The sequence below is a fragment of the Nocardia blacklockiae genome, from assembly GCF_015477355.1.
In the GTDB taxonomy this organism is placed as follows: Bacteria; Actinomycetota; Actinomycetes; order Mycobacteriales; family Mycobacteriaceae; genus Nocardia; species Nocardia blacklockiae.
The window spans coordinates 378849-391008 of record NZ_JADLRJ010000006.1 but is presented as its reverse complement, the minus strand read 5'-3'; the positions used below and the strand labels follow the sequence as shown (position 1 = coordinate 391008).

Sequence of the window (12160 nt, the reverse complement as noted above, 5' to 3'; positions counted from 1 at the left end):
GCGGGCTAGCCGAGCGGCCTTCCGGTGAACAAACGTCCGACGAGCAGGGCCTGGCGGAGGTGGCCCGCGACGCCGCGTCGGGACAGGGCCATGGACCACACGGTGCGGGTGGTGTCCGGGTGGGGCGGGTCGGGGTTCGCGAAACGGTCGGCCAGCCAGTCGCTCACGTGCGGCGCCACGATGACCGCGAGGGAGATGTGCCCGCTCAGCCGGTCCCGCACGTAGCGCACGCCGGTGCCGGCGGCTCGGTAGCGGGCGACGTGCTCGTCGATGGCGTGCACGGGCACGATGAAGTCGTTGACGGCCTGCACGATGAACATCGGGACGCCGGGCGCCTGGTCGCCGGGCCGCACCTCGGCCAGCGCGGCGCGGACCTCCGGATAGGTCATCAGCTCGGCCAGGCCGACGCCGTCGTCACTGAGCCGAATTCCGGCTCCGCGCAACACGATCTGAATGGTCGGGGCGATCTCGGTGTAGGCCAGCAGATCCAGGAAGCCGGCGCTGAACCGGCTGCGCATCCCGTCCAGATCCGGGTAGGCGCGGCGCAGTCCCGCCAGGCACAAGGCGACCAGGCCGCTGGACGCCACCCCGCTCAGCCAGCGGTTCAGATGGGTGACCGACTGGGTGGGGTCGCCGACGGGCGATCCGGCGAAGCCGCCGACGATGCGCAGTTCGGGAGCGTAGTCGGCCGCCAGCTCGGCGGCCCAGGAAGTCGCCAGGCCGCCGCCGGAGTAACCCCACAGCCCGATCGGGGCCCCGGGGTCGAGGCCGAGCGGCTCGAACGACATGGCCGCGCGCAAACCGTCCAGGATGCGATAACCCGGCTCCCGGGGAACGCCGAACCGCCCGGCGGTGCCGACGTGGTCGGGGATCGAGACTGCCCACCCGCGCGTCACAGCCTCGCCGATGAGCAGGATCTCGAACTGCGGGATACAGCCGAGGGCGCGAGCGCCGAACCGCAGCGCGTAGGACGGAAGACATTTGGGCGCAACGGCATCGATCGCGCACTGGTAGGACACCAGCGGCCGCGCGACGGTGGGGTCGGCGTCCCACGGCAGCAGCACCGTCGTCACCGCGGCCTCGGGCACGCCGTCCAGGTCGGCGGTCCGGTACAACAGCTGCCAGGCCTGCACCCGCTGCGGTATCCGCCCGAACAGCGCCAGCCGGACCCGGCGGGCACGCAGCACGGTGCCGGGCGCGCAACCCTCCAGCGGTGTCGGCGCGGTGTAGAACGGGTCCACCTCCGGCCGCAGCGTCCGGGTGACGGGCACCTCGTCCGGATCCGCGGGCACGCGCCCGTCGCGGTCGGCGGCCGGGTCGGCAACGAGACTCATAGGCGCATCCTCTCGACCGGAAATCCCCCGGCGTCAGCCGGTCGGGTGCCCGATGCCGCTCTCCCGCGAAGGCGCGCTCCGGGCCCGAATATTCTGTAGTGCAGGATATTTCGGCCGACTCGCGCCCGACACCCCCTATTTACCGGACCGTCACGCGGGGCGGGTGCGGCGCAGTCGCCACCGTGTCTGCGGCGGGCGCGCCGGTGGTTCGGCGGGCGCGCCCGGTCGGCACTCCCCCAGCTCTCCGATCGCCAGGAAGCTCAGGTAGCCGGGATGGGCCGGATCGATCACGATGCGCTGCCCGGCGATCCGCCGTTTCACCGCCGGCGGCAGGTAGTGGCGCGGAAAGCTGCCGGTCGCGACGCACACACGCAACCGGTGGCCCGCGCACAGCACCGCCTCGGTCGGGTTGATCTCGATGTCGAGGTCGAACGGCTCGCCGGGTACCACCGGCACCACGGTTTCGGCGCGCAGTGTCCGCATCGGCGCGAGCAATTCACCGTCGACGAAGGTGCTGTGCGGTTCGTCGACGGCGCGCAGCGAGGACAGCAGCGCGCCGCGGGTGAGCGGCGCGGAGGCGCCGGCGGGCTCGACGTCGGTGACGGTCACCGTCCAGAACGCCTCGGTGCCACCGGCTTCCGCGCGCAGGCGCAGGTTGAGCGGGCCGGACAGCACCACGTCGGCGGGAACCGGGTCGCTGGTGAAGGTGACGGCGGTGGCCTCGGCGCGGCGGTCGTCGGAGGCGAAGGGGCGGCCCAGCAGGGTGGCGGCGCCCAGCGACATGATCGCGGTGTCGTTGGAGGCCATGCTGCGGCGTCCGATCGGCAGCGGTATCCGGCCGTCGGCGGCGGGCGGGGCGCAGCTCAGCGTGCCGTCGATAGCGGCGTGGGCGGCGGCGCCGCTGGGTTCGGCGGTCAGGTAGAGGCGGCGTGGCGTGGCGGCCGGGTCGGGGAACCGGGGTCGCGCCACCCAGCCGCCGCCCTGGCGGCGCAGGGTGATGGGTCCGTAGCGGTCGATGCCGGTGTCGCGGTCGCGGAGCCAGTGGTCGAACCACGCGCACTGCAATTCGTCGAGCGCCTGCGGATTGCCCGGTTCGCCGAAGCCGGCGCTCACGCTGAGGTGGTAACCGTCGTCGACCAGCAGCTGTTTGGCCCCGGCGGGGACCGGGATGCGGTCGTACATCCGGAAATTCGAGCGGTTGTAGACGTCGTGCCAGGCCCCGTGCAGCCAGGTGGCGGCGGTGATCTGCTCCAGGGCCGGGAGGCGGGCCGCCCATCGGTCGTTGAGGAAGGCGTCGGGGTGGCCGTCGGTGAAGGCGATCTGCCGGGCCTGCCCCAGCCAGCTGACCGGTTCGCGGCACCGGTCGCGCAGATACTGTCCCAGCATTCGGTTCTCGACCAGTCCGCGCGGCGACGGCAGCCATTTGCCCGCGTTGACCGCCGCCATCCACAGGGCCATCGCGGGGGTCGAGACGCCGCCGGTCAGGCCGAGTTCGCGGACCGGGTCCTCACCGGCCACGATCGCGAACACGGCGTCCAGGCCCGGGGGCGCCTGTCCGGCCGCGGCCAGTGCCGCGATGGCGCCGTAGGAGATGCCGGTGAGGCCCAATCTGCCGTTGCACCAGGGTCTTTCGCGGATCCACGCCAGGACCTCGGCGTAGTCGCGGTGTTCGCGCGGGCTGAAGAAGTCCCAAGTGCCGGTGGAGGAGCCGGTGCCGCGCACGTCCACGATCAGGCAGGCGTAGCCGCGCGTGACCAGGGTCCGGTTGATAGCCCACACGTCCAGGATGCCCCCGGCGGCGGCGTGCACCAGGTCGCGGCCCTGGAAGCGGCGGCGGTCCGACGGCGGCACCCGCCCGCCCGCGCGCTGCGCCCGCCGGGCCAGCGCCGCACCGTAGCGATTGCCCATCCGGTTGTAGGGCGTGAAGGCGACGACCACCGGCAGCGCCTCCGCCACGGGCACCGACCGCCGCGCCGCGGGCCGGATCAGATCGGCACAGAGCACCGCGCCGTCGGACATCGGAATCGTGATAGTCGTATCCACATGCACCGCAGGGTATTTCGCGGGCCCGATCGCGAAGCGGGCATCCGGCGGCAGCGGCTCGGCAGTGGGAAGCGGGGCGACCATGAGAACCCTCTCGGACTCAACCGTTCAGCACTGACCTCAAGTCTCCCAGCAGCCCCCCACAAACACGCCTCAATCCCCACACCTTCCGATACGGATAACCCCTACTCACTCCCGCTCCGATCACAATCCAGCCACACCTGGACGCCCCACAGACCATCGAAACGCAGGCCACTGCATCCCCTGGTGGTTCACTCAGTGCCGGGCGGCCCGGCTTCGCCGCGGCGGGTGAACCGGCTGTAGCCCCGGCGTCGCCGCGGCCGTGAACCGGCTGTAACCCCGGCGTCGCCGCGGCGGAGAACCGGCTGTAACCCCGGCGTCGCCGCGGCCGTGAACCGGCCGTAACCCCGGCGTCGCCGCGGCCGTGAACCGGCCGTAACCCCGGCGTCGCCGCGGCGGAGAACCGGCCGTAGCCGCGGCGGCCGGTATGCCGAATGGCGACGAATTGCCTTCTCGCGGTGCTTGTTTCGAAGCGCTCACACGGTGGCTTGTGCAGGGCCGAGAGACGCGAGCGCTGCTGGGACCGGCGGTGTTCTCCCCGCTTCGCTGCCTGCACGCTCATGCAGCACCGATTCAGCGCGTTGAGCGGCCTCTTTCAACGGCGAGCACTATTCGGTGCCGGACAGCTCCGCCTTCACCACCGTGTAGGCCACGGATTGGCTGTAGCCGCGGCGGGCCAGCATGCCGACCAGGCGGCGGATCGCCTTCTCGCGCTCCAGGTTCGGGGAGAGGGTGCGGAGTTTGCGGCGGACCAGTTCGGTGGCCGCGGCGTGTTCGTCGTCGGGGGCGTCGAGGTCAGGGGCGGGGTTGAGGGCGCTGGTTACGGCATGCTGGTCCGGCGAGTCGTCGTGGTGGTCGGCGGTGTCGTGGGTGTTCGGGGCGGGATGCTCGGGCGCGGTGTCGTGGCGGGCGGCGGTGTGGTGGTGGGGGGTTCGGGGGGAGGCGAACTCCAGGCCGGAGAGTTCTTCCTTCACAACGGTGTAGGCGGTGGACTGGTTGTAGCCGCGGCGGGCCAGCATGCCGACCAAACGGCGGATCGTCTTGTCGCGGTCCAGGTTCGCGGGGAGGCCGGCGAGCTTGCGGCGCACGAGCTCGGCGGCGCGGTCGGTTTCGTCGGCGGCGGTGACGGTGGCGAGGGCCGGTTCGGCGTCGGCCGGGGCTACCCCCTTGCGGCGCAACTCCTGCGCGATCGCCTTCTTCCCCTTGCCGGAGTAGGTGTGCCGGGAATGCACCCACTGCTCGGCGAAGGCAGCGTCATCGATCAGCCCCACAGCGGCGAGCCGGTCCAGCGCCCGCTCGGCCACCGCGGGCGCAAACCCTTTGGCCGCCAACTTGTCCGCCAATTCCGCCCGACTACGCGCCCGATCGGTAAGCAACCGCAAACAAACATCCTTGGCCTGCGCCTCGGTCCCCCCACCTTCGCCCCCTTCCCTGTCCCCCGCGCTCCCCCGCCCCCGCCGCGACTTCCGCCGCCCACCCCGGCCCCCTGCCTCGCCTTCCCGCACCCCTTGATCGAACGCCACCACCCCACCCCGCACCTCACGGCCGGACGCCGCGTCACCGCCTACCCGTGACTCGCGATCGAATGGCGTCACACCGCTTTGCGACTCCTGGCCGTACTGCCCCACCCCACTTCGCCGCACCTCACGACCGGACGGCGCGTCACCACCTACCCGTGACTCGCGATCAAGTGACATCGCATCATCACCTTGCGCCCCATGGCTGAGCTGCCCCGCTCCGCCTCGCCGTGCCCCACGGCCGGATGGCGCTTCATCACCCGCGCTCGGCTCACGGTGGGGCGGTACCCCATCGCTTGGTTCCTGAGGTGGTGCGCCGACGCGGCGCATTGTGGAGCGCGCGGTCTTGCTGTGGGTGCCGGGGGCGGGATCGAGCAGGCCGACCTCTGCGAGATGCGCGAGTGCGCGGCCGACGACATCGGCCGCGAAACCTTGGGCCAGTAGGGCTTCCGCGAGGCCAGCGCGTTCTGTCACCTGTCCTGTCAGCATCAGTCGCAGGCAGGCCCCTTTGGCGCGCGCCTCGTCGCCGCTCTCCGAATTGTGGGAGCTGCCGCCTGGGCCGTGTCCGCCCGCCTCGCCTTCCGAGCTCGCGGGCCTCGCTCGCCTGGGCCTGCGCGACGTAGCGTCATCGCGTCGCCGAGTCGATGCCGGATTGCCCGCCGAGGTGGACTCACGGCTGTCTCCCGGGAGGAACCCACGACTGCGCGCGGGGCGGGACTCACGGCTGCCCGAATCGAGAGACTCCGTTGCCGCGTCGCGTGGTGCGTCAGCGACGGCGGGTTCGTTGGGGGTGAGGGGACCGCCGTCGGAGCGCCAAAGGGCTTGGGGCCCATCCTCGGTGGAGGATAGGCGTTTGCGGCGGGAAGGGCGGCGGGGGCGGGAGGCCGCCCAATCGTCCGGGGCGGAGGAACCGTCCTTGCCTTCCACCTGGTCCAGTTGGCGGCGCAGGCGTTCTACTGCTTCGAGCCGAGTCGCGTCGGGGCCTTGGCCAGCCCGAGACCCCGACGCTTCCCGGTCGGGCATCGGTTAGAAGTCGACGGGCGCCTCGGCACCCGCGTCTGCGGTGACATCTGCTCCGATGCCGAGCTTTTCCTTGATCTTCTTCTCGATCTCGTCGCGCACGTCGGTGTTCTCCAGGAGGAACTTGCGGGCGTTCTCCTTGCCCTGGCCGAGCTGGTCGCCCTCGTAGGTGTACCAGGAGCCGGACTTGCGGACGAAGCCGTGCTCGACACCCATATCGATGAGCGAGCCCTCCTTGGAGATGCCGTGGCCGTAGAGGATGTCGAACTCGGCCTGCTTGAACGGCGGCGAGACCTTGTTCTTGACGACCTTGACGCGGGTGCGGTTGCCGACCGCGTCGCTGCCGTCCTTGAGCGTCTCGATACGGCGCACGTCCAGGCGCACCGAGGCGTAGAACTTCAGCGCCTTACCGCCCGTGGTGGTCTCGGGCGAGCCGAACATGACGCCGATCTTCTCGCGCAGCTGGTTGATGAAGATGGCGGTGGTGCCGGAGTTGTTGAGCGCGCTGGTCATCTTGCGCAGCGCCTGGCTCATCAGGCGGGCCTGCAGGCCGACGTGGCTGTCGCCCATCTCGCCCTCGATCTCGGCGCGCGGCACCAGCGCGGCCACCGAGTCGATGACGATGATGTCGATGGCGCCCGAGCGGACCAGCATGTCGGCGATCTCGAGCGCCTGCTCGCCGGTGTCCGGCTGGGAGACCAGCAGCGCGTCGGTGTCGACGCCGAGCTTGCGGGCGTAGTCGGGATCCAGCGCGTGCTCGGCGTCGATGAACGCCGCCACGCCGCCGGCGGCCTGCGCGTTGGCGACCGCGTGCAGGGCGACCGTGGTCTTACCCGAGGACTCCGGGCCGTAGATCTCCACGATGCGGCCGCGCGGCAGGCCGCCGAGGCCCAGCGCCACGTCCAGCGCGATCGACCCCGTCGGGATCACCGAGATGGGCTGGCGCGCCTCCTCGCCCAGGCGCATCACCGCGCCCTTGCCGAAGCTCTTCTCGACCTGCGCCAGCGCGAGTTCGAGCGCCTTGTCGCGGTCGTAAGCCTGTGGTGCCATCGTCTGGTCCCCTTCTCGACGGGTGAGTCTCGTTGTGTGGTTGGCGCCCACGTTAGAGGGTGGCACCGACAAGTTCTTCCGCACAGCTTAGACGAACACGTGTTCGAGGCAAGCGACGCGCCCGAACACTTCGCGAATCCGCCGCGCGCCGGTCGCTCACCCGCGATTCGACTGCGGCACCAGGGTGACGCGGTCGGTGTGCAGCAGCGCCTGCGCCTGTTTGAACACGCGCAGCGCGGGCGTGATCTCGACGTCGGTGATGCCGTCCAGCCGCCCCAGCTGCTCGGTGACGAAGCGGTACAGGTGCGCGCTGTGCCGGCAGACCACCGACGCCAGCAGGTTGATCGAGCCGGTCGTGGCCGCGACGAACGCGACCTCCGGGCAGGTCGCCAGCGTCCGGCCCACCGTGTCGAGCGCGCCGGGACGCACTCGCAGCCACAGCATGCCGCGCAGCGCGTAGCCCATCCGCTCCATCGCGAAGTCGAGGTCGAAATACAGCACCCCGGCCTGCTCCAGTTCGGTCATCCGGCGCGCGACTCTGGTTGGGCTCCAGCCGGTTTCGGCGGCCAGCTGCGCGTAGGTGGCCCGGCCGTCCCGGGCGAGCAGAGCCAGCATCGCCTCGTCGCCGGGTGACAGCTCCACCGGCTCGTCGGGCCCGGCGTCGCTGCTCAGCCGCCGCGCCGGGCCCAGTTCGCGCCGCTGCCGCGCGGTGAGCAGCCCGCTGTAGCGCGGCCATTCCTCGTCCAGCGGGAAGCGGTGCACGATCTCGTGCATCGACAGCCCGATCACCTGGCTGGCACGCGGAAACGTGTTGAGCAGCAATTGATCCCGCTGTTCGAGCGTGCGCGGGCGGGTCATGCACGTCACCTCCGCGCCGGTGGCCAGCAGCGACACCCAGCTCACCTCCGGGAGCCGAGCCAGCGACTCGGCCAGCCGCAGCGCCTTGTCGGGCGTGGACCGCAGCCGCACCATCCACCGGGCGCTGCCCAGCGGCGCCGTGTTGACCAGCCCGGAGATGTGCATCATGCCGCGCCGGCGCAGCGACCGGTAGCGCCGCGCCACGGTCTGCTCGGAAACACCGAGGATCGCGGCGAGGCGGGCGAACGGGATGCGCGGGTCGGTGACCAGTCCGTGCACGATCTGCTTGTCGAGCAGATCCAGAACGGAGGATTCGCCTGCGTCTGCGAGTTCCATGTGCGGAATCCACCGGGATCGAAGGGTTGGGTAGGTGGATATTCAAGCATGTCGCACGCTGGGCGTCGATATCGTTCGCCCGAAATTCTGGAGGTCGCCATGCGGAAATGGCTTCCCTTGCTCGCGGCGTGCCTCGGCACGCTGATGCTGCTCATCGACGTCACCATCGTGAACATCGCGCTCCCCGACATCGCCGACGACCTGGACACCGGACTGTCCGGACTGGCCTGGGTCGTCGACGGCTACGCGCTGGCGCTGGCGGCGCTGCTGCTGGTGCTCGGCGCGCTGGCCGACCGGGTCGGCGCCAAGCCCACCTATCTCGTCGGACTGGTCGTGTTCGCGATCGCGTCCCTGGCCTGCGGGATCGCCCAGACTTCGGCGATTCTCGTTGCCGCGCGGGCGTTTCAGGGCATCGGCGGGGCGGCCATGTTCGCGACCACGCTGTCGCTGCTGCACGCCACCTACACCGGCCGCGACCGCGGCGTCGCCTTCGGCGCCTGGGGCGCGGTGGCGGGTGCGGCCGCCGGGATCGGCGTGGTGCTGGGCGGGGTGCTGACCGACCTGCTCTCGTGGCGGTGGATCTTCTTCGTGAATCTGCCGCTCGCGGCGATCGCGATCGTGTTGTCCGCCTTGGTGTTCGGGCCGTCGCCGCGGCAGGCAGGGCGGGGCGTGGACGTGGCCGGGATGGCGGCGTTCGCGGTGGCGGCGACGGCGGTCACCTTCGGCATCATTCGCGGCGGCGAGCACGGCTGGACCGATGCGGCGTGCCTCGCGGCGCTGATCGCCGGTGCGGTGGCGGCGGTGGTCTTCGCCGTGGTCGAAAGCCGCAGTGCCGCACCGATCTTCCCGCTGGCGCTGCTGCGCAGCGGTGAATTCGGCGCGACCCTGCTCGCGGGGGCGGGGCTGAGCTTCGCGGCGTTCGCGTGCAGCCCGCTGCTGTCGCTGTGGCTGCAGCAGCAGCTGCGGATGTCGCCGCTGCAGGCGGGGCTGTCGATGTTGCCGCTGGCGGTGACGGCGTTCGTGGTGTCGGGCGCGCTGGGCCGGCTGCTGCACGAGGTGGCGCCGAAGTGGACCATCGGCGGCGGGCTGGTGGTGATCGGCGCCGGCACCGGGCTGCTCGGTCTCATAGACGCCGAATCGTCTTGGACCGCACTGCTTCCCGGCTTCGTCGTGATGGGTGTCGGGGTCGGCGCGATGGCGCCGTCGCTGGTCGCGGTCGGCATGGCGGCGGTGCCGCCGCAGCAGAGCGGTACCGCCGCGGGCGCGGTGAACACGGCCCGCCAGCTGGGTCTGGCGCTGGGCGTGGCCGTGCTGGGCACGATCTTCCGCAGTGCCGCCGGCGACGGGCGGCCGTCGCTCCCCCGGTTCGTCGACGGCCTCGACACGGCGGTCGCGGTGGCGAGCGCGGGCGGCGTCGTCCTGGGCGTTCTCGCGTTCGCCCTGTTCCACCGCGGGACCCGCACGCCGGAACCGGAGACGGCGAGCAAGCCGGTAGCCGTCGCCTGAAGGTCGACGGGGCCGCGGCGTCGCTACGGCGCTGCGGTCACATACCTGCCGAAATCGGCTTCACCAGCGCGAACGTGGGACATCGAATTCGGCGCACAGGGCCCGCCACACCTCGCGCGGGTCCACACCGGATTCGATGGCCTGGGCCCCGGTGCGGCCACCCATGTCCAACAACACATGGTCGTTCAACAGCGAATCGCCGCGGACCACGCCGAACTCGGTGTGCAACAGTTCCCGGAAGTCAGTCAATCGCACCGTGCCGAGCGTACCGGTGCACACCCGGCGCCCGCGAAGCCGCCGGTACCGGGGCGGGACGCAAGAGCCTCCGGGCAGGGCAAGACCCGAGCAGTGCAGAACCGGCGGGCAACGCAGGGCCGACGGGTGACGAGGTCGGGCGGGGCGACGCGAGAGGCCGGGCAACGCAGGATCGGCGGACAACGCGAGACCGGCGACGCAGGAGCGGCGGGCGACCAGGTCAGCCGGGGCGACGCAAGAGCCTCCGGGCGGGGCAAGACTGGTGAGCAGTGCAGGACCGGCGAGCAACGCAAGACCGGCGAGCAACGCAAGACCAGCGGGCAACGCAAGACCAGCGGCCGACTCAAGACCGGCGGGCGACTCAGGACCGCAGTTCGAGACTGTCAGGCGACGCAGGAGTGCTCAGTGGGCGCGGGCCGTGCCCAGCACGCCGTGGCAGACCTCGATCGGGTCGGTGACGACGGCGGCGGTCTCGGCGGCCGAGGTGGCCGCGCGGCGGTAGGACGGGTCGTCGAGCAGCCGGCGGACCGCCGCGCGCACGGCCTCGCCGGTGAACGGCCGGACCACGATCGAGCTGCCTTGGCGGGCAGCGCGATTCGCCAGTTCCCACTGATCGCCGCCGCCCGGCACCGTCACGATCGGCACGCCGGCCAGCAGGGTCTTCGCGAGCAGGCCGTGCCCGCCGCCGCCGACCACCACGTCCGCGTGCCGCAACAGTTCGTCCTGCCGGCCCAGACCTGCGGTGGCCCACGGCGGCAGGTTCGCGGGCGGTGTGTCGATCATCGAGATCGCCACGCGCACACCGGCTCCGTCGAGGGCCTCGAGCACGCCCTCGGCCATGTTCCGCACGCCCGTGTGCGCCGTCGAGGGCGCCACCATCACCAGCGGTTCGTCACCGGGCGGGAGCGGCAGCACGTCGGTGGTGGGCTCCCACAGCAAGGGGCCGACCAGGTGCGCGTTGTCGGGCCAGTCGGGCCGCGGAACCTCCAGCGCGGGCAGGCTCGCGATCAGCCGCGCGTGCGGTCCCGGATCCTCCGTGGGCAGGCCCACGCTGCGCCGGGCCGCCGCTCGCTGCTGTGCCCCGCGCCGGATCGCCCGCGCGGACAGACCGCGCAGCACCGCGTCCCGGGCCCGGCCGCGCAGGCCCGCACCCGGGGCGAGCCCACTCCCGATGGGCGGCAACGCCTTCGACGGCAGGTACAGCGGATGCGGCGAGAGTTCCACCCACGGCACGCGGAGGCGTTCGGCGGCCAGGCCGCCACCCGCGGTCAGCACGTCCGAGACCACCAACTCGGGCAGCATCGCGCTCAGCTCCGGAAGGATTTCCGAGGAGATGTGCGCGGCGCGCTCGTGGATGCGCTGCCCGGCGTCGCGGTCGTCGTCCACCGCCCGCGGGGCGAGTCCTTTCAGCCGCCGCACCCCGATCCCCGCCTCCCGCGCGGCGTCGAACCAGACAGGCGCGGTGAACAACACCGGCTCGTCCCCCGCCGCCAGAAAACGCTCGCACAACGCGAGAGCCGGAAACGCATGACCAGGGTCCGGCCCCGCGACAACAGCCACTCGCATGCGCCTTAGCGTGCCACATCCGGCACCCGCACCCACGCACTCGCCCATCCCAGCCCACGCTTCCCATCCCATCCCGCACCCATACACTCCCCGGCCCCAGCCCACACTCCGCATCCCATCCCGCCCTCATACACTCCCCCGCCCCAGCCCACACTCCGCATCCATCTCGCACCCACACACTCACCCGACCCAGCCCACACTCCGCATCCATCTCGCACCCACACACTCACCCGCCCCGGCCCAGACTCCACACTCCATCTCGCACCCACACACTCACCCGCCGCAGCTCACACTCCGCACTTCATCTCGCACTCACGCACTCGCCCGCCCTTGCCCACACTCCATCCGGCTCGCAGACACTCTCCCGCCCTGGCCCAGACCCCGCGCTCCGTCCCGCATCCACGCACTCGCCCCCGGCCCACGCTCCATCAGCGCTACTACCAGCCGTCCCCGCCGCACTCGCTAACCGACAGGCACGCGGCGGATGGCCAAAGGTCGCATGGGCGAAGCGAGGGCGGTACTGGCGAACACGGACTGGCAACCATGATCATGCGAGTACACACTCCCTCAGCCGTCCGGCCGGCGCGGCACCCC

At 71.6% G+C, this 12160-nt stretch carries 7 protein-coding genes and 2 pseudogenes; 1 reads left to right on the top strand and 8 read right to left on the bottom strand.

All coding sequences use genetic code 11. From position 1 onward, the window contains the following. Positions 1-5: 5 nt before the first annotated feature. The 6 genes and pseudogenes from IU476_RS21245 to IU476_RS21225 all read right to left on the bottom strand — a co-directional run bounded on the left by IU476_RS21245 (position 6) and on the right by IU476_RS21225 (position 8239). A complete protein-coding gene (locus tag IU476_RS21245; protein ID WP_195102600.1) occupies positions 6-1334 on the bottom strand; it encodes a lipase family protein in 1329 nt (442 codons plus the stop codon). 150 nt (positions 1335-1484) lie between these two features. Further along, positions 1485-3377: a CocE/NonD family hydrolase gene (locus IU476_RS21240; protein ID WP_195102598.1), complete on the bottom strand. Its 1893-nt coding sequence runs from the start codon at positions 3375-3377 to the stop codon at positions 1485-1487. Positions 3378-4066: 689 nt separating this feature from the next. Next, positions 4067-4240 (bottom strand): annotated as a pseudogene (locus tag IU476_RS37375) (recombination regulator RecX); the annotation flags it as partial. Positions 4241-4414: 174 nt separating this feature from the next. After that, positions 4415-4963, bottom strand: a pseudogene (gene recX, locus IU476_RS36260) (recombination regulator RecX); the annotation flags it as partial. A 1038-nt stretch (positions 4964-6001) separates the two neighbouring features. Further along, positions 6002-7045 (bottom strand): recombinase RecA, encoded by a 1044-nt coding sequence (recA, locus tag IU476_RS21230; protein ID WP_040749401.1) that lies wholly within the window; start codon positions 7043-7045, stop codon positions 6002-6004. A 156-nt stretch (positions 7046-7201) separates the two neighbouring features. Continuing rightward, entirely contained in the window at positions 7202-8239 is a 1038-nt protein-coding gene (locus IU476_RS21225) for an Lrp/AsnC family transcriptional regulator (RefSeq protein WP_195102597.1), read from the bottom strand. 99 nt (positions 8240-8338) lie between these two features. Here IU476_RS21225 and IU476_RS21220 point away from each other — a divergent pair, with 99 nt between their 5' ends. Further along, positions 8339-9745 carry an MFS transporter gene (locus IU476_RS21220; RefSeq protein ID WP_228823982.1) on the top strand — a complete coding sequence of 469 codons (1407 nt, stop codon included), beginning with the start codon at positions 8339-8341 and terminating at the stop codon, positions 9743-9745. 60 nt (positions 9746-9805) lie between these two features. On the opposite strand, the gene IU476_RS21215 is transcribed toward IU476_RS21220, so the two are convergent. Together IU476_RS21215 and IU476_RS21210 are read right to left on the bottom strand one after the other, a co-directional pair. Further along, complete coding sequence (locus IU476_RS21215) at positions 9806-10000, bottom strand: DUF3046 domain-containing protein (protein ID WP_195102595.1); 195 nt, start codon at positions 9998-10000, stop codon at positions 9806-9808. Between the two features lie 402 nt (positions 10001-10402). Continuing rightward, complete coding sequence (locus IU476_RS21210) at positions 10403-11566, bottom strand: glycosyltransferase (RefSeq protein WP_195102594.1); 1164 nt, start codon at positions 11564-11566, stop codon at positions 10403-10405. Positions 11567-12160: the final 594 nt, after the last annotated feature.

Coding starts and splice junctions, on each gene's coding strand:
- IU476_RS21245 (WP_195102600.1), bottom strand. CDS start 1,334: ATGAGTCTCGTTGCCGACCCGGCCGCCGACCGCGACGGGCGCGTGCCC.
- recA (WP_040749401.1), bottom strand. CDS start 7,045: ATGGCACCACAGGCTTACGACCGCGACAAGGCGCTCGAACTCGCGCTG.
- IU476_RS21225 (WP_195102597.1), bottom strand. CDS start 8,239: ATGGAACTCGCAGACGCAGGCGAATCCTCCGTTCTGGATCTGCTCGAC.
- IU476_RS21220 (WP_228823982.1), top strand. CDS start 8,339: ATGCGGAAATGGCTTCCCTTGCTCGCGGCGTGCCTCGGCACGCTGATG.
- IU476_RS21210 (WP_195102594.1), bottom strand. CDS start 11,566: ATGCGAGTGGCTGTTGTCGCGGGGCCGGACCCTGGTCATGCGTTTCCG.